This window comes from Stratiformator vulcanicus (assembly GCF_007744515.1).
GTDB classification, from domain to species: domain Bacteria; phylum Planctomycetota; class Planctomycetia; order Planctomycetales; family Planctomycetaceae; genus Stratiformator; species Stratiformator vulcanicus.
Window position 1 is genome coordinate 3836828 of the sequence record NZ_CP036268.1, and the last position, 23004, is coordinate 3859831.

Genomic DNA, 23004 nt, shown 5'->3' on the forward strand with positions numbered 1-23004 from the left:
GAATTAGAACTTGCCGACGGTCATTCCATCCACTCGATTGACAAGCCGATTGAGGACACCAGAGTTGGCAAGCCGAGCATCGCCTGAGCTTCCGCAGCAGGTGAAGGAAATGTTTTCACTCAGAAAATGGACCGACCCGTCACCGAACACGAACTGGGAACCACCGGCGTGCTTGCTGCTGAATCCATTGCCAGCAGCACGGCGTGCCTCGGTCTCATTGGTGTCGAAGTCGCCAACACCGGCCCCGTTGATGCCGCCATAGCCCAGCGTTGCGAACGCTAAATTGATCCCGTTACTGTCTTGCGCCCCGTTTAGCCGACGAGTGGCATAAGCAAATGCCCCGTATGCCCGGTTCGGATAGGAGGTGTCGACCTGAAAAGCCCGCTCGCCGACAAGAATGGTGTTACTCGTACCGTCTTTAATCATATCCAGGGTATAGGCGACATCGATTCCGAAAGCACCACTAAACTCCTCCCGGTCGCCTATGATCCCTGATCCGCCCCAAGTATTTTGTCGCAAGATATCACTCGTACTGGAGACGTAGCTCGAATAGGCGGCAGGAACGTCATTGTTGAAGTCTTGAAACGGGTGAATCGGATCGACTTCGTCAGCCGGGCACCGATACTCCGCCATCGGAGTACTGATCAATGCGCCAGCCGCTTCAGGGCTCTGTCGTCCGGGTGAAAATTGATCGTAGAGTGGCGCCTCATCCATATACGGCAATATGAAGCAACTCCAAATCCAGTGCCCCCGCGTATTCGTGTAGCTCCCGTTGACGTTCGCCCCATACAGCCAAACCGATGCTCCGGTCGGCAGGTAGCCGAAGGTGTCACTGTAGTTATGCATCGCCAGACCAATTTGCTTCAAATTGTTTTGACAGGCACTTCGCTGCGCGGCGGCGCGTGCCTGCTGCACGGCTGGCAACAGAAGGGCGATCAGGATCGCAATAATTGCGATGACCACCAGCAATTCGATCAACGTGAATCCACGAACCCGATCATGACGCATGAGCTAACTCCAAACCAATTGTATGAATTCAGTACGAATGCCTTCGACGGCAAGAACCACTGAGGTGTTTCCGCGTTAGAATTTCCCGATGGGCTGACCATCATTCCGGCTGCAAAGCCGTTGCAAGACGCCATAATTTCTTGACGAAGGCGCACTGGGGGTGCCCCCAAGCGTCGGGTCGGCATCGAAGTCAATATTCTCACCCAAGAAGTGAACAGAGCCGTCGGCCATCAAAACGAACGCGCCCCCCGGATGCTCGCTTCCGATCGCCCCCATCGTGTTCGGGTAACAGTTGCGGCGCTGCTCGTTATTGTCCCACGAGTCTATACTGTTGATTGGCCGGCCTCCTGTGGCAAGAACGGCGCCCTGCGTTCCCGAATGCGTGTAAAGTGTTGAAGTTGAGCACTGCGTTCCGGTCCGCCCCAGGTTCGAAAAACCGAGAGCAATTCCAGCCGCATTCCCGTAAGCCGGCTTTTGCCAACTCGCCAAACCGACTTGAACCTCGGGACCCCATGCCGCCTCGGCCATCGCGATCGTATTGCTTGTCCCGTCCGTGACGTCGCGTAACCGGAGAGAGGTATTAATTCCGAACAACCCGTCAAAGTTCGTCGACCCCTCAAGCGGTAAAGACCGGAATGCGTTAGAGTCATTCATCGCCCGATAGTTCGATATCGCCAGAGCATAATTTAAGATGCCCGAGTGCTTAAGCCGCCGGGTGTTCAACTTGTCGGCACTCGTGCTCGGGCACCGAAATGCGGGAAGAGCCTTCTGCAATTCATTCTGATTATTGCTGAGAGCCTGTTGAAAAGTCCGGTCACCCGGTTGCAGTGTTTTGAATAGTGCTCCCTGATCGAGGTAGGGCAAGATGAGCGAACCCCAACCCCAGTAACCTTGGCTGCCCGATTCGGTATCGCCTGAGCTGTTGTTATTGATCGCTGCGTTCGGGTCATTGGTGTGAGCGGAAGCCCCCATCGGAAACCGCGACAGCGCCTCATGATAGTTGTGCAGAGCCAACCCGATTTGCTTCAGATTGTTCTGACACTGGCTCCGCCTGGCCGCCTCGCGGGCTTGCTGCACGGCGGGCAGCAGCAGGGCGATCAGGATCGCGATGATCGCGATCACCACGAGCAGTTCGATGAGCGTGAATCCGCGGCGCGAGGCGCGAAGGCCGGCGTGGACCTGCATTCCGTTCTCCAATGATCAGAGTTTTCTGTGACGATGCACCCGGCTCGTGAAATTCTGCCGGCACATCGCGATGCGGGGAAATCCCGCAAGAAATTTTGAATTGTCTGCCCGATTCCACGTAGCGACGGGGGAAGTGAATACGCCCCTACGAAGACATACTACCTGCGACTGGCCCTCTTATCAACACGTGCTGATATACTTCGCCCACTGAGGTAGCACCTGTAAATGCCGATCTCGCAGAAATATTCTCAAGAAATCTGGTCGGATTGATAATTTTTGCCCAATTGACGTTCGACCAGATTCTGCGACGATGCCGCGAACCTCATGATTTCTGAGTCCCCTCCTGCCCAACGCCGAGGACACCGATATGACGCAAACCGCATCCAAAAAACGAGTTATGATTTTCGCCGGGGCTGATTACGAGGACCTTGAATTGTGGTATCCGAAGCTCAGGCTGGAAGAGGCGGGGTGCGACGTTGTGCTCGCGGGAGCGGCTGCGGGCGAAGCATTTCAGGGAAAACACGGCTACCCCTGCCGGACCGATGCCTGCGTTGATGAGCTCTCAGCGGCCGATTTCGACGGCCTCGTCTGCCCCGGCGGGTGGATGCCCGACAAATTGCGGCGGCACGAAAAAGTGCTCTCGCTGACTCGCGACTTCCATGAGGCCGGCAAATTGGTGGCTGCGATCTGTCACGGCGGGTGGATTCCTATATCCGCGGACATCTACGAAGGTGTGCGCGTTACGGGATCCCCCGGAATCAAAGACGATCTGGTCAACGCCGGAGCCGCGTGGGAGGACGCGTCGGTCGTCGTCGATCGGCATTTCGTCTCGAGCCGACGTCCTGACGACCTGCCTGATTTTATGAAAGGGATTTTCGAAGTCATTGGCTGACGGTTATGTTGATCAGCCCGGCACCGCTTGAATCACTGAGATCAGCAGCGGTTCTCGAACGTCGGGAACAGCCGGTGCTGACTCATTTCGCGTGATCGAGGAAAACATCGATGGTCCGAAGTCGCGTCCGCTCTGCCTCTTGCAGTTGGGTGGTCTTGCTGTTGGTTTTCGGTGTGTCGTTAGTTTCAAGCGCGGCAGAGCCTGTTGAAGCCCGGCACCCGTTGCGGCCGATCGAACGGCTGCTGGTTGAGTTGGCGTCCCCTGACTTTGCCGTTCGCGTGGCCGCCGAGCAGGAACTGGTAGCCCACGGCGAGCCGGCCATCGAACCGCTCGCGAACGTGATGGATGAGAAGTATCCCGAAGTCACCGCCCGCGCGCTGGCCGCAATGACCGAGATCGCGTGGGCCGCCCGGGACGACGATCGCTGGGACATCGTCGACAAGGTCATGACCTTGCTCGAAGACGCGGGCAAAACGGACGACCCGCTGGTCGCGATGATGGCCCAAGGCCGACTCGATGAGCAAGAACCGCTCGATGAAAAGAGGATGGTCGCCAAGGTCCGTGAACTGGGCGCGATCGTTGAAATGATCGAGGACAAAACTCCGGACGCTAACGGCAACCGGCAGAACGCCGCGCAGATTCAGCACGTCTTCCTTGGACATCGTTGGAAGGGTGGCGAAGAAGGGCTGCGTTACATCGGCCGTCTCGCACCGTTCCAAACCCTTTATTTCACGAAGAATGCCAAAGTCTCCGAGCAAGCGTTGCTGAAGTTAAGGCAGTCCCGACCGCAAATGACATTGCAGCGTCGAGGACCGACCAAATTGGGCGTGTCCGCCGACCCGTTTGCGGGCGTGTGCCGTGTGGGCGAAGTCACTCCTGATTCTCCCGCCGACCGGGCCGGGATTCGATCCGGCGACGTAATCACGTCGTTTAACGGCCAGGAAATCACCACGCTGCAGTCTCTCGTTCTGGCCATTGAGGACGTCATTCCGGGCGACAAAGTCGACGTGATGATTCAACGCGGGTTTACCGACGTGGAACTGGACGTCACCATGAGGCGGTGGGGCGAATGAGTGCGGAAGAGGAGCCGTCAGATGGTGGACGGCCGGGACAGATCGTACTCGCTTCGAGCTCACCGCGGCGACGGGAATTGCTCGAACTGATCGTCGACGCAAGCCGAATCGAAGTCGTTCCACCTCCCGATGCCCGTGAGCAATCACTCGATCACCTTCGATCGGTCCCGGAGATCGTTCAGGGTGTTTGCTCAATCGCCAGTCAGAAGGCCCGCAGCGTCGGTGAAATACTCGGCAGTCGCAACGATGTCGCGGCGATCGTGGCGGCCGATACGACGGTCATCGTTGATGACCGCGACCAAGCCCGCTCGCTCGGAAAACCGGACGGATCGTGCTGGCGTGATCAGGTCAGCGAGTGGTTTCGGCGATACTACTCCGGGCAAACTCACTCTGTGGTCACGGGTGTGTGCGTGATCGCGGCGGGAAGGCAGTTCGACTTTTCGGTGACGACGGCTGTCACAATGGTCGACGATCTGGATCGCCATCTCGAATGGTATCTTGCCACCGAAGAACCACTCGGAAAGGCAGGGGGATATGCGATTCAGGGTGCCGGTGCGACCCTCGTCAAACGAGTCGACGGCAGCCTGACCAACGTCGTCGGGCTTCCGCTGCGCGAACTCAACGATCTCTTTGGCGAGTTGGGAATCGATGTCGGCTGACCTGGCTACGCCGCCCCGACCCGGCCTCCGGATCGGCGACCGCGAACTCGCAACACGATACTTTCTGGCCCCGCTGGCCGGATACACGCACCTTGCCTTCCGGACGGCGATTCGCGAACTCGGCGGTCTCGGCTTGGCGACAACCGACCTGATTCCGGCCAAGCACGTGATCCGCGGATCGCGAAAGTCGGATCAGTTGTTGGAAACGTCTCCCGAAGACAGGCCGCTCACCGTGCAGATTTTCGGCCGTGACGCCGCAGAAGCCGCTCAGGCCGCGCAGGTTCTCGAAGACGACGGCTACGGCGGGGTCGATCTTAATATGGGTTGCCCCATGCGAAAGATTAATAAGTCGGGCGGGGGCGCCAAATTAATGTGCGAGGCCGACAGCGCCGTCAATATGGCCCGGACTGTCATCGCGGCCGTCTCGATCCCGGTCACCATTAAAATGCGGTTGGGCTGGGACGCCGATTCCATCACGGCTCCGCAACTGGCCCGGATGTTCGAACAGGAAGGCGTTGCCGCCGTCACCGTGCATGGTCGAACCCGGGCACAGGGTTTCTCCGGAAGCGTCGATCTTAATGGCATCGCGGCCACTGCCGCGGCCGTCGACTCAATGCCGATTATCGGCAATGGCGATGTTAGAACACCCGAAGATGCACTTTACATGCAGCAGTTCACTGGTTGCGATGCGATCGCAATCGGTCGCGGTGCGATGATGGACCCGTGGATATTTCGCAAGCTCGACGACATCGCCGCGGGGCGTGAGCCTCACGAGCCAGAGCCGGCCGAGATCATCGCATTCCTGCGTCGACACTTCACCCTGATGACCGAGCAGCACGGCGATTACTCATGCACGCTATTCCGCAAATTCGCCGCCTGGTACGGGGCGAAGCTCGGGGTTCCCGAAGACTTGGAAGACCGACTTCGCCTGATCGGATCCGTCGAGACCTTTAACGAGATCGTCGACGAGATTGAGCAGCGACACGGCGAACGAGAGTCATCGATCCCGACGGCATTGGTTAAGGTTCCGAACGGTCCAGTGGAGCGGTGGTAGCGTTAGCTTCCGCCAGTGCGAACATCTCGCAGCAAGCCTGGTGTTCCCTTTGCCCCGCGGGACCAGATCGCTGCCAGGAACGGGCCGGTGATGTTCATCATGGTGGCGAAGATCACCGGGGCAGCTCCCATCGTACCGGCTTTTCCGATCGAGGCGGCCAGCGCCGAGGCGAGGCCGCCGTTCTGCATACCCACTTCGATGGCGACGGTCCGGCAGTCTTGCTCGCCGAGCCTCAGCAGTCGCGAGAGTCCGTATCCGAGGCCGAACCCGCAGACGTTGTGCGTGGCGACGGCCGCAATTAAGAACAGGCCTCCGCTGGCGATCGCATCTCGACCGAGAGCCGTGATGATCGCCACCACGATTGCGATCGAAGCCATTGAGACGATCGGCAAAACCTGATGTAGGTATTCCGCTCGTTTGCCGAGGATCGCGTTGAAAACCAGTCCCCCGGCAATCGGCAGCAGCACGATCTGCACCATGCTCCACATCATCGCGACGGCATTGACCTCAATATAGGCCCCCGCGAGATACTTCATCAGCGGCGGTGTGACGAATGGGCCGAGCAGCGTCGCACAGGAGGTCAGCGTTATCGATAGAGGAACGTTCGCCTTCGCGATGTAAGTAATGACGTTTGAGGACAGCCCGCTCGGGCAGCAGCCGATGAGGATCAGACCGGCGGCGATCTCATCGGGAAAGCCGAACGTGCGGGCGAGCGTCCAGCCCAGCAGGGGCATGATCGTGAACTGGCAAATCAGACCGACAAACACGCCCCAAGGCTGCGTCGCGACTCGGCCGAAGTCGCGCCACGTCATCGTGGCCCCCATGCCGAACATAATCACTTGCAAAAGGGGCACGATGGTCGGCTTGAGTTCGATGCCGAACGGCGCGGTACACGGCCCCGGAAACACGTACCCAAGCACGGCTGCGGCCACGACGGCGAGGGCGAAGGCGAGATGCTGCATGTCGGCAGGTTAGCGACTTGTGACTGAACCTGCGAAAGCAAGCACTCTTCGCTTTGCGGCCAACACCGCATACCTACGGACAAAGGCAAGTTCGCTCTGCCGGCTACGCAGTCGGCGGTCCGAAGGTGATCACGCTGCCGCCGAGGCCCAGTTTCCAGGCAAGTACGATGATCCAGTGAAACAGCACCGGTGCCCAGACCGATCCGGTCCGGCGATAAAGATAGGTCGCCCCAACGCCGAGAATCGCCGCGATCACCAGAAAATCGAGTCTGAAGAACAGCGGCTTCGTCCACGGTGCAAAGAGCGCCGCATTCATCGGGTGCCACAGCACGAATAGTATCAGCGAGACGGCACAAGCAAGACGTAGTCGCCGCTCGGAGACTCGCTCCGACGGGTGCGGAATAAATAGCACCCGGAAGATCGTCTCTTCGATCAGGCTCGGCAGCACGAACGAGGCGGGGATGTAGAGCAGCAGCGTTGAAATCGCGTCGGCCGGCGGCGCAAGCCGGAGCAATCCCGTCGCCAGACCGAGCGGAACGGCAATGAGGCTGAAGCCCCCGAGGCAGCCGGCCAGTTGCAACAGGTCGCCAAGCGTCAGCCCCGACCGAAAAGCACGGATGAACCGACTATGGACAAGCTTCAGCGGCTTCATTCATCACCACCGTGCGACGCCACTATCCCCGGTCGGAATCGAACCGACGCGGACGCGTCTTATAAGGACGCCGCTCTCACCACTGAGCTGCGGGGGCGCGATCGTTGTCGCGGCCCCGTATTCGTTTGGCCGTTTCCATTGTAGTGCCGATCAGGCCGATTTCGAAATCGAAGTGATGGCGTCCCTCCAAATTTCGTCAATCCATTCGAGGTCGCCGTATGGGACAGTGCGGCGGACATCCCAGTCGGCATCCGCCAATTCGAACTGCATGGCGTCGGCTGCGGCCCGGTTCGTCGAGTGGATTATGACAGGGCAAATCGGCGATCGGTTCGCGAGGTACTTGCTCACGTCGCGCCCGCTGCCGAAATCGTCGACGTGATCGCCGTGCGTCATCAGCGGGAGGTCGTGATCGAGGCAAATCAGGTCGAGTTGCTGCCACAGCAACTCGACAATCTCGATGAACGCCGATGAACGGTCGGAGTCGACCAGTTGATGCGCTGGGAAGTGGGACGAGACTACCGGCCGCATTCGTTCGAGCCGAGCGGCTTCGTCTTCGAGAATGGCGACGCAACGTCGAGCCAACATCAGCACGCACCTCAGTCTGCGGCACTGTCCGTCAATACTTAACCGACCTCAAACCTTGATGGCGTGACTCAATATTCCCCGCAATCCTGCAGAGCTAGTCGACAGTCTGCACGACTTTGCCATACGGAAAAGCGCCCTGCATGAGATCGTAGAGTCGGTCTTTATCCTCATCCACGACGCTCCGATACTTCTCAATTCGTGCAAGGCATTCGGCCAGGACTCTATTTTTTTCAGCCTGAGTCAGCGGCGGCACGTCTTCGAACGGGTCATCGTCTAGTTCGTATTGCAACTTGATCGCAGTTGCCGAAGCCCCTTCGCGATGGAAGGGGCCTTTTACCAATTCGTTATTTTCAAACTTCGCGCGAACCGCAGCTGCCAAGCTGTCGAAGTACCAGTTAAAAACCGCCGCCATCGACTCCGGCGATTCGAAGAGGGCGACAACCAACTCGTGAGAGTCACGCGGTGCGGCAGAAGCATAGGAGCCGTAAACGTGATTATGAAACACGAACTGAAGGTCGAAATAAGGATGGTGCAGCGCGAATGGCTCTAAACGATGCCGCTGATCCGGCGTCAGGGCAATCTCAAAGTACCAGCCGTTATCGGGTTCGACGGTACGGCGAAGTGACGTGGCAATCGCCCAGCCTTTCGGCTGCTTAGAGTCGACCTGAATGATTACCTCCTCGACACGGTCGGTCGGCCACTTTCGCTGAGGATAGCTTGCGCCCACAACGATGGTATGCAGGATGTCGTCCTGGACCGAACGTCGACCTTCCCGACTCAACGACCTCTCCCACCGGACCTCGAACAGAGACTTCCGACCTCCTGCGGGATCGCTATCGATGCGCACGGCGTCTTCCGGCATTACTGAATCGGCGGCGGCAAGACTCGCGGTAAAGAGCTTTCGCAACGACGGATCAGCAAATTCGTGCTTCGAGAGGTCAATCCGTCCAGACGTGTGTGTGACGTATTCAGAGGCTCCGAAGATGGTCGTGGCGATCAATACGCACACCGCTATCGCGGGTGCAAGTCGCCGGCAGCGGATTGCCGACGGCCGTTGTGGAGTCTGTCGGGTGGTATTCATTCGAGTTTTGGTCTCAATTACGTCCTCTCGAACCCAATAACCCCGTCCTCCGGGCTGCTCGCGGTGGCGTAGAGCTTCTTTGGGATCCGCCCCGCTTCGAATGCTTCCCGACCTGCGAGGCAGGCGTGTTTCATGGCGGACGCCATCTTAAGCGGGTCGGTGGCGCCGGCGATGGCGGTGTTGAGGAGGACGCCGTCGCAGCCGAGTTCCATCGCCCCGGCGACGTCGGAGGCGGTGCCGACGCCGGCATCGACGATCACCGGGTAGCTCGGGTCGCCCTCCTTCAGATACTCAAGGCAGATGCGGATGTTGTTGGGGTTGAGGATGCCCTGGCCGCTGCCGATGGGGCTGCCGGCGGGCATCACGCTCGTCGCCCCGGCGTCTTTGAGTCGCTTCGCGGTGATCGGGTCGTCGGTCGTGTAGCAGAGGACTTGGAAGCCGTCTTTGACGAGTTGCTCTGTCGCTTTGAGCGTGCCGACGGGGTCGGGGAGCAGCGTCCGCTTGTCACCCAGAACCTCGATCTTGACCCAGTTCGCACCGGGGTTGTCGAGACCCTCCAGAATCTCGCGGCCGAGCCGGGCGACGCGGACGGCGTCCTCCGCATCGAAGCAGCCGGCGGTGTTGGGCAGGATCGTGTATTTCGCGAGGTCGATGTAATCGAGGATGTTCCGTCCCTCGGCATCGACCAGCCGCTCCCGCCGCACGGCGACGGTAATCACATTCGAGCCGGACTCTTCGAGGCAGTCCTTCATCAGTTCATACGTGGCGTACTTGCCCGTACCAACGATCAGCCGGGAAGTGAGAGTGTGCGTGCCGAGTTGGAGAGACATCGATTTGGTTGATTGTTGAGAGATGAGGGTTGAGGGGCGAGTTCGAAGTCAGAAGTCAGAAGCCAGAAGTTAGAAGTTAGAAGTTAGAAGTTAGAAGTTATTTAGCCGACTTCCAGCGTAACCGAAGACGAGCCGCGCACGAAGCAAGCGGATGACGGGGTTGAGGTACATCCCACTCGAGGGCTGGAAGGGAGGAGCGGGGAGCAAGGAGCAGGACGACGAAATTCGGCGAACGGGTCTCCGACCCTCGCCGCCGATGCGGGGAGCGAACGCGTCTCTAAACTCGCTCGGCACAAACGCGGGCTGTGCCCGCTAGCCGCCGCCAACCAACGTCACGATCTCCACGCGATCCCCCTCCTCTAACACGCACTCGGCGTGACGGCCGCGGGGGACGAGTTCGCGGTTGCGTTCGACGGCGAGGTACTTGTTCGACTTGCCGAGGAGTTCGAGCAGGCCGGCGATGGTGGTGCCGTCGGGCAGGTCGTGGGGTTCGTCGTTGAGGGTGATTTGCATGGGACGATCAGAGGCTAGCCGCGGACGCCAGACTGCGGGTCTTTGAGCTGTGGCCCATGAACCATATCCCCCCCATTTGAGCGTGTCTATTGGCGGCGACCTGAGGTGGAGAGTGGCCCGCACATCGTCCGGGTCGCGTAGCGACTAGAGCACTCAGCTCAATGCTTGAAGCGTTTCGGGGCGCTGCCCATCATCGAAAGAGTCAGCTGAATGCTCTTGCGGCTCTGCCGCCCGGACGTTGTCCGGTCCACTCTCCGAAACGCTAGCCCGCCTCTTTCGCCACGCTGGGGGCGATCGTTTTCTGATTCCCGCGCTCCCGCTTCCGCTCGCTCAGGCCTTCGCCGGAGATCAAGTGGACGACGTCTTGGGCGAGGGCGTCCATGTCCATGACCAGCGAGTCGATGCGGCCGGCGAGGTACATGTAGAGGATCAGGCTGGGGATCGCGATCGTCAGGCCGAGGGCGGTTGTCGAGAGGGCCGTGACGATGCCGAAGGCGAGTTCTTCGGTGCGGTTCGCCCCGGTCGGGGCACCGGCGATGTCGACAAAGGCGATCATCATCCCGAGTACCGTGCCCAACAGCCCCATCAAAGGCGTGACGGTCGCGACGCCGTTGAGTACGCGGAGGTGCTTTCGCAGTTGAGCGACCTGACGTTCGCCACCGTCGATGATCGCTTGTTCGACCTCGACCGAGGGCTTGCCCCATTTGCGAATGCCATGCGCAAAGACGTGGGCGACCGGACTTTGGTTCTGCTCGCACAAGTCGAGTGCCGACTCGGCATCGAGTTCGCCCTCGCGTAGCAGATGCAGGAATCGGCTCACGAACGGTTTCGGTATGACCCGGCCACGGCGGAGCACGACCATGCGCTCGATGCCAAACCATAGCGCGATCAGCGAGGCGATCGCGAACGGCGCGGCGGCCAACGCGATCACGATCGGCGTCGCCTCCGTGAGTTCGGCGAGCGATCCGAGCGCGTCCTGTCGGTCGATGGCCGAATTCGAGACATCGTCGGGGCTATCGTCCGTCGCGTCGGATGCCGTTGACGAGTCGACGGCGGTCGCCGCACCGTCCGTCGCTTCGACCGCCGGGGACTCGCCCTCCGACGGATCCTGAGCGACGACCGCCGAGGAGACGGCGAGGCAAAGGGCGAGGGCGAGCCACATCTGATGCGGCAAAGCTAAGCGTCCGGTCATCCGTTTCGGCCGCAATTCGAGGTCGTTCGCTTAAGATTCTGATCGAGCGCGTGGGCAAAACGGTAACGACCGACGAACCGATGGTCTATGGGAATCGGCCCCAGGCGCGGGGCGGAGACACAATTTGCGGTCGAAACCGGTGCGCAGCTTGCCTCAATTACTTGAACCGTCATTCAATTCTTTCAGACGTTTGGACGCCTGTTCGGCAAAGACGGTGGACGGGAACTCTTCGGCGACCGAGGCGTAAAACTCGCGGGCTTCGGCCGTATTGCCGAGTGCTTCATCACAGCGGGCGGCCATCAGCAGGGCAGGGGCCTGGACGTCAGGGACCTCGTAAATCGAATAGGCGCGAAACGCCGCATCCCAAGCGGCCTGCCACTTCTCCTGCAAGAAATAACTCTGGGCGATGCCGTATTGGGCACGTGCCGCCGTCGCAGTCAGTTTTGCATCGGGATTATCGAGGACCTTCTGAAACGAACCGCGAGCCTCATCGAATTTCGCTTTCTTCAGCAGTGCTTGGCCGAGCAACTGATCGGCCTGATAGACAATTTTGGGGACCGGATCGAATGCCCGAAGCTCCTCCACATAGGACTTCACGGCGGCAACATCGCCTTTTTGTCGCTCGACCTCGGCCGAGAGTACCCATGTCCGCGGGAACCATTCGGACTCGCGGGCGGCATCAGATTCGGGGGTCTCGCGGACGGTTTTGAGAATCGGGCGGGCCGCGTCGAACTCTTCGAGTTGAATCAGCGCTTCGGCCAATTGATAGCCGATCGCCGGTCGATCGGGCGCATTCGGAAAGGCCTGAAGATACTCGGTTCCCGATTTCTTGACCGACTCCCAGTCATTGCTCTGCCCGGCGATTCCGACCATGAGCGCGAGCGACCGCCGTTTGACATCGGCGTCAGATTTGGCCGACGTGGCCAGTTCGCTGAGCATTTCACTCGCTTTGTCGAGACGACCGGCGGCGATTTCACTTTCGGCGAGCGAGAGTCGCGCGTTATCAGCGACAGGGCTGTTTGGCCGTGCCGCGATCAATCGCACAAAGAGTTCGTCAGCCCGGTCGTAGTCGCCCGCCTCGTAATGCAGCAACGCCCACTCGTCGAGGAGGCGATCCAAATTGCGAGGTTCGGGAAAGGCGTCGAGGACATCTTTATAGGCTTCGGACGCGTCCTCCAACTTGCCGGCGGTGCGCAGGTTTCGCGCCAATTGAAGTCCAGAAAGATAGACGTTGCGTAAGGCCGTATCCTGTTCGAACTCCGCGGGCGCCGGTTTCTCCGGCCGGTAATTTGCGAATGCTTTTTTGTACGCCTGCCGAGCTTCGTCCGGCTTCCCCGCTTCTTCGAGCGACCGCGCGGCCATGTACGCGGATTCCACGGCGACCGCCGGTTGCAACTGCGCCGCTTGCACCGCCGCTTCAAATCGTGTCGCCGCGTCGGCATATTTGCGGGCTTCGAACATCGCCCAACCGGCCCCCGACAGCAGCCCGGCCTTCGCCTCTTCATCGGCCAGATCAGCCGCTACGCCGAAGAGTTCGGCTGCCTCCGCGTAAGACTTCGATGCGTAGGCGCGCTCGGCTAAATCGGACGTCACCCCGGGGAGCAACTTCGACTTGGGATAGTCGTCCCGCAGGCGATTCCAATCCAGCATGGCATCGTCGACTCGACCGGAAGCCATGCGACTGATCGCTCTGGCGGCGAGCGCGGCGTCATCGAGCGGCGAGTTGCCCGACAGAGACAGATAGGCATCGGCCAACTGATCCGCTCTGTTCCAATCCTTTTCGGCAACCAAGGCCCGTGCGGCAAATACGAACGACTCGGTAAATGCTCTCAGCGATGCCTGTTGATCGGGCTCCGCGGACGCATAGGCAGCTCGAATTTGTTCGGCGGACTCGGCCGCAACATCAGAATTGCCGAGCCGTTCGGCCAAAGCGGCGCGATAGTAATGGGCCTTCATCCGTGTCGGCATTTTCGCGTCGGACTTGGTGACGACCGTGTAACGATTGATCGCTCGGCCCAACTCTTGTCGTTGCGTTGCCGAAAGGTCTCCGTCTTTGGATTCAATCGACGCTTCCAGCAAACGGGCCGTCAGGATCTGATTTTCTTGCGATAATGATCCTTCAGGAAACTTCTCCGCGTATGCGGAGGCGATCGAGTTCGCCCTTTCCAGTTCGCCTGCGAAGAATGCCGCCTGCGCGGCGAAAAAGGTCGACTCTTCCGTTCTCGGGCCGTCAGCAACGAGCTTGAAGGATTGTTCGAAGGCTTGGCTCGCCTCGGCATATCGGCTTGCGCGGTACTCGATTTCGCCGAGCCGATACAGGCTTTCCGCCCGCAGCTCTTTGTCGCCCTCGGACGAGGCGATTGTGCGGTAGATTTCCGCGGCCGCTTCCGGCTTCTCCTGCTTTTCAAGCGACAGCGCCGTCCAGTATCGCGCGGTTGGGAACTCCGGGGATTTATCCTCGACCTGCGCGAATCGTTTGATGGCCTCGTCAAACTGACCCTGACGGTAAAAGGCGAACCCGGCATTGAGCCGGGCCGTGGTCGTCACCTTTCCGGGCGGTTCGAGCTTCGCCGCTCGATCGAAGAATTCCGCCGCGGCGGCGAAGTCGTCTTGTTCGAATCGAATGGAACCGAGACTGACCAGCGCATCATCGAGGTACGGGCCCGGTCCGCTCTGGATCAGTTTCGTATAGGCCGAGGCCGCTTCCTTGGGTCGATCGAGTCGCTCCAACGCCCGTGCGAGCCCAAATTGCGACTCGTCCGCGAGGGAACTATTGGGGAACTGCTTCAGCGCAGCCTGAAAAATCGGCTCGGCCTTGCCCGGGTCCCCGAGCCGCAACCGCGCGTCTCCCAAGTAGGGCAGGGCCCATTGGCGCAGGCTGTGCCGGGGATAGGCGGTTAAAAACTCCGAGAGCTGCTCCTCCGCGGCTTTGTAGTCCCCGAGGTAATAGCTGGCTTCTCCGATGCGGTACTTCGCGTCGGCGAGATTTTTGCTTTCCGGATAGCGTCGCACGAAATCTCGAAGGACGTCGCGAGCCTGCCGCTGCTGATTCAGATTGATCAACGTCAGCCCATAGTAAAGCTGAGCATTCTCGGCTCGCGGATGACGCGGGTTTTGCTGCAGAAATGCCTGAAACCGCTGGGCTGCCTGATCCCAGCGCGATTTCCGGTACAAGGCGACGGCGAATCCATAGTCTTCGTTCGGACCGCTCGACGCGACCGCGGCAAATGTCGCCAGCATTGCGCAGGTGAGAACGCCGATCGTCAGCCTCCGCATGAGCGATGAAACCGGTGATCGATTCAACGTCCGCGGAACGGGGCGGTTGAAATCCGTTGTCGAAGGCAAAGCTTACTCCGCAGCGGTAAAGTTCGCGTCTGCGTGCACTGGGGACGCGGCAGGGAATGCATGAGTGTATCTCCGCCTAAACGAACCCGACAACCCGCGGTCCGTTCCCAAGTTCAGATTCGCCGGGGAACGGCTTCCGATCGGCGCAACAAAAAACCGCACCGGAGTGACTCCGGTGCGGTTTGGTCGAATTGATTTTCCGGCGACGACCTAAATCGGGCCGATCTGACCGGCCGGCGGACCGGCACAGCGAATCAGGTGGTCATGGTCGATGTAAACGACTTCGGTCGTCTCATCGGTGAATTCGTGGGGCACCGGCCAACCGGAGCGGATCGTCTTATCGTAGTAGACGGTGCACTTATAGTGGCATTTGTGAAGGCGGGCCGGCCCGACAAGCGGGTAGAAGCGGCACTCTCCGACATCGTCGACCATCGGCTCGACGACCATCCGCACGTTGTTGCGGAACGACTCGGCGACGAACGGGATTCCGCCGCTGATGTCTTCCGGTAACGCCCGGATGACTTCATCCGGCGTTGGCGGATCGAGACAGAACAGCGGGGCAAACTCGCCCTCGACCGGATCGAGGATCGGCGTGCGGCCGTAACGCTCTTCTTCCCAGAGCGTATCTTCGATCTGGTTGCTCATGTAGGAGGTGACCGGAATTAACCCGGTCGTTCCCCAGAACTCGCTGAGTGTCCACGTCACTTCGGCGAAGCCGGTGACGATCCTCAGCCCGTTGAAATACGTGCATCCGCTCATCGAGCCGGTGAGACACGAGAGTACGGCAAGTGCCACGATTCGGCGAAGCAGACGGCTGGGCGTCTTCCAGAGTTGCATCTTTGCCATCCCCTCAAGGTCGTCTCGGAAATCTTGACTGTCGCCCGACAACCCGGACGCGCTGTTTCCTACTGGGTTTATCGTTCGTTCGGGTTACGCAGCTTGTGAGAATCTTGCTGTTTTTTCAGTCTCAGTACGATTCGTGCCTTCGGACCGGGTCGCGCGCTCCCTGGCGGTCGCGGCTAAACAGCCCTATTGCTCATGACGCGTCGCTCATTGCTTTAACGCGAGGCATCAACGCGAAAAAGCGGGTACCCGATGAACGGGCACCCGCTTGGCCTCTCGCGTCACGTCATCCGACCCAACGGGCCGGCCATGCCGGAATCGTTACCAGTTCTTCGGGCTGAGGAACCACCACCAACGATCGGTCCGGTCGTTGAAGTCGAGGTACCATTGGCCGTCATCCCATTCGAGCGTCACGCTCCGCCAACCGAGCGGAACCTGCGGATAGGGATAGAACGGTCCGATGTAGGGCCAGGCACTCGCGGAGTACTGCTCCGGATAGGTGACGGCCGCGTAGTTCGGGTACTTGGCGTAAGTCGGCCAGGCGTGCTCCGGAACGCTCGGGTTGTTGTAGACCGGCGAGGCCATTCCCGGCGGCACGAACTGAGCCGGAACCGGACCGCCCTGAGGCGGCATTCCCATTTGCGGACCCATCGGCATGCCTTGGGCCATGTAGTTCGTCGGCGAGACCGCCTGGCCGCCCATCCCGGCCTGAGCGGCCGCGTAAGGATTGCCGTACGACTGAGGAGCTCCCAACTGATTGTTGACCGACTCGACACCCGGAGTCGACGAAGCGGCCTGAACCGCCGCGACGATATGAGCCGGCGAAGCGACTTGCCCGCCGAGCGTGCAAACGCCGTTCGAGTAGCGGATTTCGATGTCGTAGCCGCTCAGCCCTGCCGACTTGAGCGAGGTCGCGACCTGTTCGGCCACTTCCTGATTCGACAATCCGCCGTTGTTGAAGTTGCCGACCTGACTGACCGGCGGCTTAGCGGCACCAAACTGCGGAGCCGGGGCCGGGGGTGCCGAGGGGTAGTAGGTCGAATCGGCCGTCGGTGTCGCAGCGACCGGCGTCGTATTCACCTGCGGTGCGACGGGGGGCCGTTGTTGCGCTCGCGGCGTGTACTTCGGCTTGGGCTGCTGCCGCGACTCGGTCCGCTTAGGCTTGTGGGCCGCAACGGTTTCGATCGCCGACTTTTCACCGAAGGGCGACTGGAAGGCGGCGTTCTGAACCGACTTCGTGGGAGCGGCAGTGGTTTCGGCCGAAACCTGACGGATCGGCGAGGCGACGGTCATCTGGTTTGTGACGCCCTGAACGCCCGGAACGCGCGAACAAACCGAGCTGGCCAGAGCTTTCTGCCCCGCGTCGGAGACTTCTCCGACCAGAGTGACGACGCCGTCCTGAAATTCGATTTCAATGCCCCGGCCCTTCAGTCGGGCGGAGCGGAGGGCGTCGGCAATCGCCTCGGCCATCTCCTGATTGTTCACGGCGGGGGCAGCCGAGGCTTGCTCTCCGCGACGGAACATGTTGAGCGGGTTCGACAGACCGAACGGTCCGGCGAGGGCCAGCGTCGGGCTCGCGACGAGTCCCAACGTCAGGACCCATGAGGTCATCTTACGCATCGGAGTTACTCCTTCTGACGTCTTGCGAGAGGCGGCGGTCCGGCGACGGGCGTTGCCCGCGGCGTCGACGGAATCCCGTGACGGCGAATTCCTGAATGTCGATCGCCGAGCGGCGACGCAAAAAACAGTTCATGCGCCCGCCGACCGCCGAGGGTGAGCGGACTCACTGCCCTCTACATCGGACACGTCGGACCGATTCGGTGAACTTTTCTGGTTGGTTCGGTCGAATCGGCCGTATCGAAGTTGCCGCCTCTAAGGCCGCCCGGTCGCGGTACGGTGGAGGATTCGCGGGGGCCACGTTATTCTCTTCCGCTTCGGAACTGAACGATTTCATCACCCCCTCGATTGGGCGGGGAGAGGACTTATGGCACGTAAAACAAAGAGCCGCGTTGACTTACGACGCGAAGCCGAGGCCGCTGAGGCGATCGACGCCGCCGACGAGAAGTCGGGCGTCAAGAAGAAGAAGAAGGCGACCCGTAAGAAATCGGCAAGCCGGGCACGAACAAAAAAAGAGGCGCCGCGAAAACGCCTGATGTGGGCGATCTTCAACGGCAGCATGAAAGAAGAGGCCCGTTTCACCTACGGTGAGCGGAAGCAGGCCGACGAAAAACTGGAGCAATTGCGGGCCAAAGCGACCAAGAAGCTCTATTTTATCCAACCGCTCAAAGTGTCGCTCAGTGACTCGACCGGGACCCTCGAAGTCGAACTCGACGACGAGATGGATACCGACGATGAGCCTGTCAAGAAGAAGGCGAAGACCGATTCGGACGAGGAAGAATAAGCTCGAGCAGAGCGATTTTCGCGACGACCGAAGATAGTCAACGAAAAGCGGGCGGTCAGAGTGATCTGACCGCCCGCTTTCTATTTCAATTGATTCGAACTGATTGCAGTTCGGCAGAATCCAAGCCGCTGGCAGGACTACTGTCTGCTCTAATTGCCGCTCAGTCGGCTCAAGCGTGCGCGACGTTCCGCACGTCGGCGGGCTCGGCGATTTTCGTCGCTGGGCTTCTCGTAATACTCGCGACGCCGCATTTCCTTCTTGATCCCGGCGTGTTCGACCAGTTTTCGAAACCGCCGAACCGCGTCGTTGATCGATTCATTCTCACGTAACCGCAGCCGAACCACGCAAATCTCCCGTGAATTGTGCAAATATCGGACGGACCGGGCGAAAGCTCGGTCAAAATTTCAGCCTACAAGCTAACAGTCTCGCCGTCGTCTGCAAAGTCAATCGTCTGACGTCTCGTCGGTGAGTAACCCAAGTTTGACTAATTTCTGGTGACACTCATCTCTTTCCCGGCAGCGTTTCAGGTCGCGCCACTTGTCATCCTGGGCTGAGAGAAACGCGTCAGCCCCATAGGGAGGGGTATGACCGGAGGCAGCCAGACGGGTGATGACCCCCCGATCCTGATTGGTCAGGAACATCGATCCGAGCCGGTAATCCTCGAAGGCCTCCCACACGACCGGAAACAGAGGTTTGACGATTTCCTCCCCGATCATCGCGGCGTATTCACGAATCTCAAGTTGCGCGTGGGCATCCATTCGCAACGCGAGGAAGTGCAGCAAATTGTGCAGGTCAATCTTCCAGTAGGCTTCCGTGTAGGTCGAAAGCGGAAGGTCTTTGCGGGCCTGTTCGCGAGCCACACCGGCTTCAAGTCGCTGTTCATACAGGTGACGGGCCGCGGACTGAAATTCGGTCTCGGAGTCGGTCAGCGCGCCGCCTGCTTCGGTGGGGAGAAACCCTTCGCTTCCCTGTCGGTTACTTTGAGCCTGCGAACGCCAGGCGTCCGGCGGCGTTGCTTGAGCCGCGTCGATCGCGACCGAGTAGCGTGTGCTGTACTCGTTGACGTTCGCGGTGCGATGCCGAATCCATTGCCGCCACGTATCCATCGGTACGCGCACCAGCAATTTCACTTCCGCCATTTCGAACGGTGTCGAGTGGCGGTGCCGCATTAGATATCGGATCAGCGTGCGGTCATCCGAAACCTTTTTGGTTCCCTCGCCGTAACTGACGCGGGCCGCCTGAACGACGGCGCCATCGTCACCCATCACATCGACGAGACAGACGAACCCGTCATCGAGCACTGGAAATTTCTTCCAGCGTAAGTCGTCAAGAAATTGCTGTCGCTCCGACATGAACAAAACCGCGGCGAGGAACTGGGCGCTGAAAGTCTGGGCGATCCTAGCGCGGAGGTCGCCGGGCGGCAATCGAACCGCGGCAACTGGCGGCCTCAAAACCCAGGCCAAGGCTCTTCGTTGCGGTGATAACGGCCGTATTCAAACCCGTCGAAGTAAGTCGCGATCAACGGATGAGCCAGCGGATCGCCCGCGTCATCCATTTCCAGATTTTCTTCCGCCGGATAGGTGCATTCGGAGGTGCCGTCGACCAGCACATGATACCAAGGCTGATCACGGGCCGGCTGCGTCACGTTGGCGAAATACCACGCCGGGTCGGCCTTGCAATGACCATCGACCGAGACAATGACTCCCCGATAACCGTAGCGACGATGTCTGACGATATGCCCGACGGCGAAGATCGGTACGCGATCCGGTAGAGGATCGACGAGGAAGTTCGTGTTCACACTAATCATGTAACTGCCTTTCGAGGCCCACCGACCTATCAATCCCTACCCGGTCTGTGCCGGACTCGCAACCACCGTTTTTGCAGAAGCGGGTAAGCAGATCGGGATTCGGCAATCTTTTCTCAGGACTCCGGGCGGAGGCGACGACGGCAGGCAATGTCGGTTAGACTTCGCCACTGGTGACGTTCAAGAACTTCAACGACAGTCCGGCGCATCAGTTTCAGGGCGGTATCCGTGTCGAAATTTGCGAGCTTTGATACCGACCTGGCACCCGGCAAGCCCGACGGTGTTCGGGCATGGGTTCGGGAGCGACTACGCAAAGACCTGATCACCTATTTGGTCGTCGCTGCGGTCCTGCTTCCGGTGGCGATGGTCGCAGCCGGGATCACATACGCCGTTATCTTTGCCGTATCCTACTTTCTTTTGGCCGTCTGGCTGGGCTTTTCGATCCCGCTGTACGTCCTCCACATCATCGCCTCGGTCGGCCTTGTCGCCTTGTTCTGGCTCAACAAGCGGGTGGAGCAGGCGGCATGGGCGCCGGTCCGAATTCGCAATGAGGTCGTGAATACGACAGTTCGGGTCTCACAGATGACCGGTGCCGGCTGGCTGCTGCTCCTGCAAAGCCCGCGCGACATGAATCCGGTCCTGCGGGGAGCGTCCAATCTCTTTTTGTTCGCCCCGCGCCTGTTCGATTTGTTCGGGGCGATCATCGGCCGGGTTTGGAACATGCGGACGATCGACGTCGCATCATGCGGACGGGCCGTCACGCTTCTGCTCAACGCCCGCGGAAAGGTCAATCTGGCAGAACTCGTCAACGAGTTTCAGCAGCACGACCCGCAAAAACTGGTGGACGATCTCGCCGCAGTCGATGGCGTCGTATTCCTGGTCACAGATCCGCCCGGGGTCACGCTCTCCCCGTTGGTCGCTGATGAATACAAAGCATGGCGCGATGCGAAACGCGGGCAGACGACGTCCACCACTGATTAACGGGGCTGCCTCGTTACTCGTTCTCGTTACCTCACGGAAACCTCTCACTCATACCATCGACCGTGGCATTGCAATCGACCGACGACCGGCCCGACCCGGTATTCGAAATCGTTCCGGCCATCGGGGCCGCTCCGATTGAGCAACTCGTCGCTGCGTTCTATCGGCGAGTCGCCACCGATGATTTGTTGCGACCGATGTATCCGGACGAAGCGCTCGACGAAGCCGAGCAACGCCTGCGTGACTTTCTGATCTTCCGCTGTGGCGGCAGCGAGGCTTATTTGACGAACCGCGGACATCCACGCCTGCGGATGCGGCACGCGCCGTTCGCGATTGACCAAGCCGCGCGAGATCGGTGGGTCAAACTGATGGACGAAGCATTCGAGGAGGTCAATATCCCCGACCCGCAACGTTCGACGCTTCAAGAATTCCTCAGGGCGACAGCGACGTTCTTGCGGAATCGCGAATAACCAATTCGACGCCGGATCGACGGACCAAGGGCGTCGCCTAAGTATTACAGGTCGTCGCTCTTCTTGATCGCTTCCCGTGCGGTCGAAGCCGCGTACCGGACCGAAGACTCTTCGTCCTCGCGTTGAAGCCGCGTCATCTGTTGCACATAGCGGCTCGCTCGCGGTCCGAGGCTCTCGATGCTTCGAATCGTTTCCACTCGGACATCGGTCTCGGAATCGTCAAGCCCCGCTTCCAAGGCATCCAGTGCGCGATCGTCATCAATCGCCATATGCGCCAGCACCCGGACCGACGTCACCCGCTCTTCGACGGAGCTCGATGTCGCCAGCACTTCCGTCCAATGACTTCTGGTTTGCTGATAAGCCACTGCCGGGCCGCGGAGAGACCATATCCACAGGCAAAGGATCAGCAGCAAGGAACCCGCTGCCGCGATCGACCACGAGGGAAACTCGAAGCGGGTGGGGAATCCCGCGTTTGTGCGGCCCGTCTTCGTTGATCGTGTCGACGTACTTCGACTCGAACCCCGCCGCACCGGGGCGGTCACGGTCGCTTCAGGATCGGAGTCTTTCGAGGCCGCCTTCTTTGATCGTCCGGTGCGTGAGACCGGAGCCAGAAATACGTCATCCATCCGGTCGAGCGCACGGGCCACTTCGGTGGCTGACTCGGGGCGGTCTTCGATCGCCTTTTGAAGCAGGTTATCGACCACCCCGACCAGTTCGTCAGGCGCGTCGGGCACGACCGACGACAGCAGCGGCGGTTCTTTTTTCAGATGCTGGTTCAGGACGTCAGCCGGGTTATCCGCTTTGAATGGGGGCTGCCCCGTCACCAATTCGAACAGAACCACGCCGAGCGCATATAAGTCGGTCTGTGGACATGGCTCCGGGCGACCGCGGATCTGCTCCGGGGCCATGTAGCGAAAGGTTCCCAACGTCCGCCCGGCAGCCGTCAATTTTGAGGCCGCGTGCACCGTTGCGAGGCCGAAGTCGGCAAGCTTCAAACGGCCCTTGGACGTGAGCAAAAAGTTGCCCGGCTTGATATCGCGATGGATGATGCCCCGCTCATGGGCGAATTGCAGCCCGGCACACATTTGCCCGGCGTACAGAATCGTCAGGTCGGAAGAAATCCGTCCCTTGTCGCGCAACTGGTCATCGAGCGTTCCCCCGTCGATGAACTCCATCGCGTAGAAGCGACGATCGCCTTCACAGACGCCACCGAAACTCGACACGATGTTCGGATGCTTCAGACCCTTAACGATCTCAATCTCACGCTCGAAGCGGGAGAGGATCGTCTGATCGCTAATGTCTGTGGGCACTAACTTAACCGCGAAAATGCGATCGTTCTTGACGAATCGAGCCTTGTAAACGACTCCCATGCCCCCTTCGCCGACTTTCTCAAGTAGCTCGAAGGGCCAGAGCCAGCGGTTTTCGATCATGGCCCGATCAGGAGAAGAACGTTGTGGGCATTAAACGTCGCAGTTGA

At 59.9% G+C, this 23004-nt stretch carries 23 protein-coding genes and 1 tRNA gene; 7 read left to right on the top strand and 17 right to left on the bottom strand.

Annotated features, from left to right (window positions below):
• Nucleotides 1-3 precede the first annotated feature (3 nt).
• Together Pan189_RS15215 and Pan189_RS15220 are read right to left on the bottom strand one after the other, a co-directional pair.
• Nucleotides 4-1008 (bottom strand): DUF1559 domain-containing protein, encoded by a 1005-nt coding sequence (locus Pan189_RS15215; protein WP_145364823.1) that lies wholly within the window; start codon nucleotides 1006-1008, stop codon nucleotides 4-6.
• A gap of 75 nt (nucleotides 1009-1083) precedes the next feature.
• A complete protein-coding gene (locus tag Pan189_RS15220) occupies nucleotides 1084-2193 on the bottom strand; it encodes a DUF1559 domain-containing protein (protein WP_145364824.1) in 1110 nt (369 codons plus the stop codon).
• Between the two features lie 367 nt (nucleotides 2194-2560).
• On the opposite strand from Pan189_RS15220, the gene Pan189_RS15225 reads away from it, so the two are divergent.
• From Pan189_RS15225 to Pan189_RS15240, 4 genes are all read left to right on the top strand, one after another.
• Entirely contained in the window at nucleotides 2561-3085 is a 525-nt protein-coding gene (locus Pan189_RS15225) for a type 1 glutamine amidotransferase domain-containing protein (protein WP_145364825.1), read from the top strand.
• Nucleotides 3086-3195: 110 nt separating this feature from the next.
• Nucleotides 3196-4158: a PDZ domain-containing protein gene (locus Pan189_RS15230; protein ID WP_145364826.1), complete on the top strand. Its 963-nt coding sequence runs from the start codon at nucleotides 3196-3198 to the stop codon at nucleotides 4156-4158.
• Nucleotides 4155-4817, top strand: a complete 663-nt coding sequence (locus Pan189_RS15235; RefSeq protein WP_145364827.1) for a Maf family protein — start codon at nucleotides 4155-4157, stop codon at nucleotides 4815-4817. Before Pan189_RS15230 ends, Pan189_RS15235 begins: the two co-directional genes overlap by 4 nt.
• Nucleotides 4807-5871, top strand: coding sequence for a tRNA dihydrouridine synthase (locus Pan189_RS15240; RefSeq protein ID WP_145364828.1), 1065 nt, complete (start codon nucleotides 4807-4809; stop codon nucleotides 5869-5871). The genes Pan189_RS15235 and Pan189_RS15240 overlap by 11 nt, the downstream gene beginning before the upstream one ends.
• Before the next feature lie 2 nt (nucleotides 5872-5873).
• Here the strand turns inward: Pan189_RS15240 and Pan189_RS15245 are convergent, their stop codons facing one another.
• The 11 genes from Pan189_RS15245 to Pan189_RS15295 all read right to left on the bottom strand — a co-directional run bounded on the left by Pan189_RS15245 (nucleotide 5874) and on the right by Pan189_RS15295 (nucleotide 17494).
• Nucleotides 5874-6833 (bottom strand): bile acid:sodium symporter family protein, encoded by a 960-nt coding sequence (locus Pan189_RS15245; protein WP_145364829.1) that lies wholly within the window; start codon nucleotides 6831-6833, stop codon nucleotides 5874-5876.
• 103 nt (nucleotides 6834-6936) lie between these two features.
• On the bottom strand, nucleotides 6937-7485 hold the full coding sequence (locus Pan189_RS15250) for a CPBP family glutamic-type intramembrane protease (protein WP_145364830.1): 549 nt from the start codon (nucleotides 7483-7485) through the stop codon (nucleotides 6937-6939).
• Between the two features lie 24 nt (nucleotides 7486-7509).
• A tRNA-Ile gene (locus Pan189_RS15255) sits at nucleotides 7510-7581 on the bottom strand.
• Nucleotides 7582-7635: 54 nt separating this feature from the next.
• Nucleotides 7636-8070: a cyclic-phosphate processing receiver domain-containing protein gene (locus Pan189_RS15260; RefSeq protein ID WP_145364831.1), complete on the bottom strand. Its 435-nt coding sequence runs from the start codon at nucleotides 8068-8070 to the stop codon at nucleotides 7636-7638.
• Between the two features lie 94 nt (nucleotides 8071-8164).
• Nucleotides 8165-9151: a hypothetical protein gene (locus tag Pan189_RS15265; protein WP_145364832.1), complete on the bottom strand. Its 987-nt coding sequence runs from the start codon at nucleotides 9149-9151 to the stop codon at nucleotides 8165-8167.
• A gap of 17 nt (nucleotides 9152-9168) precedes the next feature.
• A complete protein-coding gene (locus tag Pan189_RS15270) occupies nucleotides 9169-9981 on the bottom strand; it encodes a thiazole synthase (protein ID WP_145364833.1) in 813 nt (270 codons plus the stop codon).
• Nucleotides 9982-10293: 312 nt separating this feature from the next.
• Nucleotides 10294-10494 carry a sulfur carrier protein ThiS gene (thiS, locus tag Pan189_RS15275; RefSeq protein ID WP_145364834.1) on the bottom strand — a complete coding sequence of 67 codons (201 nt, stop codon included), beginning with the start codon at nucleotides 10492-10494 and terminating at the stop codon, nucleotides 10294-10296.
• Nucleotides 10495-10756: 262 nt separating this feature from the next.
• Entirely contained in the window at nucleotides 10757-11686 is a 930-nt protein-coding gene (locus tag Pan189_RS15280) for a MotA/TolQ/ExbB proton channel family protein (protein ID WP_145364835.1), read from the bottom strand.
• A gap of 153 nt (nucleotides 11687-11839) precedes the next feature.
• Entirely contained in the window at nucleotides 11840-15031 is a 3192-nt protein-coding gene (locus tag Pan189_RS15285; protein WP_145364836.1) for a tetratricopeptide repeat protein, read from the bottom strand.
• 210 nt (nucleotides 15032-15241) lie between these two features.
• Nucleotides 15242-15868 (bottom strand): hypothetical protein, encoded by a 627-nt coding sequence (locus tag Pan189_RS15290; RefSeq protein WP_145364837.1) that lies wholly within the window; start codon nucleotides 15866-15868, stop codon nucleotides 15242-15244.
• Between the two features lie 327 nt (nucleotides 15869-16195).
• Complete coding sequence (locus Pan189_RS15295; protein ID WP_145364838.1) at nucleotides 16196-17494, bottom strand: BON domain-containing protein; 1299 nt, start codon at nucleotides 17492-17494, stop codon at nucleotides 16196-16198.
• 364 nt (nucleotides 17495-17858) lie between these two features.
• Here Pan189_RS15295 and Pan189_RS15300 point away from each other — a divergent pair, with 364 nt between their 5' ends.
• Nucleotides 17859-18275 (top strand): hypothetical protein, encoded by a 417-nt coding sequence (locus tag Pan189_RS15300; protein WP_145364839.1) that lies wholly within the window; start codon nucleotides 17859-17861, stop codon nucleotides 18273-18275.
• Between the two features lie 149 nt (nucleotides 18276-18424).
• On the opposite strand, the gene rpsU is transcribed toward Pan189_RS15300, so the two are convergent.
• From rpsU to hspQ, 3 genes are all read right to left on the bottom strand, one after another.
• Nucleotides 18425-18619 (bottom strand): 30S ribosomal protein S21, encoded by a 195-nt coding sequence (rpsU, locus tag Pan189_RS15305; protein WP_145364840.1) that lies wholly within the window; start codon nucleotides 18617-18619, stop codon nucleotides 18425-18427.
• A 99-nt stretch (nucleotides 18620-18718) separates the two neighbouring features.
• Nucleotides 18719-19627, bottom strand: a complete 909-nt coding sequence (thyX, locus tag Pan189_RS15310) for an FAD-dependent thymidylate synthase (protein ID WP_145364841.1) — start codon at nucleotides 19625-19627, stop codon at nucleotides 18719-18721.
• Between the two features lie 95 nt (nucleotides 19628-19722).
• Nucleotides 19723-20082, bottom strand: coding sequence for a heat shock protein HspQ (hspQ, locus tag Pan189_RS15315; protein ID WP_145364842.1), 360 nt, complete (start codon nucleotides 20080-20082; stop codon nucleotides 19723-19725).
• 225 nt (nucleotides 20083-20307) lie between these two features.
• Between hspQ and Pan189_RS15320 the strand changes: the two genes are divergently transcribed.
• Both Pan189_RS15320 and Pan189_RS15325 read left to right on the top strand, forming a co-directional pair.
• Nucleotides 20308-21060 carry a hypothetical protein gene (locus Pan189_RS15320; RefSeq protein ID WP_145364843.1) on the top strand — a complete coding sequence of 251 codons (753 nt, stop codon included), beginning with the start codon at nucleotides 20308-20310 and terminating at the stop codon, nucleotides 21058-21060.
• A 62-nt stretch (nucleotides 21061-21122) separates the two neighbouring features.
• Entirely contained in the window at nucleotides 21123-21527 is a 405-nt protein-coding gene (locus tag Pan189_RS15325) for a globin domain-containing protein (RefSeq protein WP_310820564.1), read from the top strand.
• A 44-nt stretch (nucleotides 21528-21571) separates the two neighbouring features.
• Here Pan189_RS15325 and Pan189_RS15330 read toward each other — a convergent pair whose 3' ends face one another.
• A complete protein-coding gene (locus tag Pan189_RS15330; RefSeq protein WP_145364844.1) occupies nucleotides 21572-22957 on the bottom strand; it encodes a serine/threonine-protein kinase in 1386 nt (461 codons plus the stop codon).
• Nucleotides 22958-23004: the final 47 nt, after the last annotated feature.

Coding starts and splice junctions, on each gene's coding strand:
- Pan189_RS15225 (WP_145364825.1), top strand. CDS start 2,561: ATGACGCAAACCGCATCCAAAAAACGAGTTATGATTTTCGCCGGGGCT.
- thiS (WP_145364834.1), bottom strand. CDS start 10,494: ATGCAAATCACCCTCAACGACGAACCCCACGACCTGCCCGACGGCACC.
- hspQ (WP_145364842.1), bottom strand. CDS start 20,082: ATGATTAGTGTGAACACGAACTTCCTCGTCGATCCTCTACCGGATCGC.
- thyX (WP_145364841.1), bottom strand. CDS start 19,627: ATGTCGGAGCGACAGCAATTTCTTGACGACTTACGCTGGAAGAAATTT.
- Pan189_RS15300 (WP_145364839.1), top strand. CDS start 17,859: ATGGCACGTAAAACAAAGAGCCGCGTTGACTTACGACGCGAAGCCGAG.
- Pan189_RS15265 (WP_145364832.1), bottom strand. CDS start 9,151: ATGAATACCACCCGACAGACTCCACAACGGCCGTCGGCAATCCGCTGC.
- Pan189_RS15295 (WP_145364838.1), bottom strand. CDS start 17,494: ATGCGTAAGATGACCTCATGGGTCCTGACGTTGGGACTCGTCGCGAGC.
- Pan189_RS15280 (WP_145364835.1), bottom strand. CDS start 11,686: ATGACCGGACGCTTAGCTTTGCCGCATCAGATGTGGCTCGCCCTCGCC.
- Pan189_RS15220 (WP_145364824.1), bottom strand. CDS start 2,193: ATGCAGGTCCACGCCGGCCTTCGCGCCTCGCGCCGCGGATTCACGCTC.
- Pan189_RS15270 (WP_145364833.1), bottom strand. CDS start 9,981: ATGTCTCTCCAACTCGGCACGCACACTCTCACTTCCCGGCTGATCGTT.
- Pan189_RS15290 (WP_145364837.1), bottom strand. CDS start 15,868: ATGCAACTCTGGAAGACGCCCAGCCGTCTGCTTCGCCGAATCGTGGCA.
- Pan189_RS15330 (WP_145364844.1), bottom strand. CDS start 22,957: ATGATCGAAAACCGCTGGCTCTGGCCCTTCGAGCTACTTGAGAAAGTC.
- Pan189_RS15250 (WP_145364830.1), bottom strand. CDS start 7,485: ATGAAGCCGCTGAAGCTTGTCCATAGTCGGTTCATCCGTGCTTTTCGG.
- Pan189_RS15240 (WP_145364828.1), top strand. CDS start 4,807: ATGTCGGCTGACCTGGCTACGCCGCCCCGACCCGGCCTCCGGATCGGC.
- Pan189_RS15260 (WP_145364831.1), bottom strand. CDS start 8,070: ATGTTGGCTCGACGTTGCGTCGCCATTCTCGAAGACGAAGCCGCTCGG.
- Pan189_RS15215 (WP_145364823.1), bottom strand. CDS start 1,008: ATGCGTCATGATCGGGTTCGTGGATTCACGTTGATCGAATTGCTGGTG.
- Pan189_RS15235 (WP_145364827.1), top strand. CDS start 4,155: ATGAGTGCGGAAGAGGAGCCGTCAGATGGTGGACGGCCGGGACAGATC.
- Pan189_RS15230 (WP_145364826.1), top strand. CDS start 3,196: ATGGTCCGAAGTCGCGTCCGCTCTGCCTCTTGCAGTTGGGTGGTCTTG.
- Pan189_RS15245 (WP_145364829.1), bottom strand. CDS start 6,833: ATGCAGCATCTCGCCTTCGCCCTCGCCGTCGTGGCCGCAGCCGTGCTT.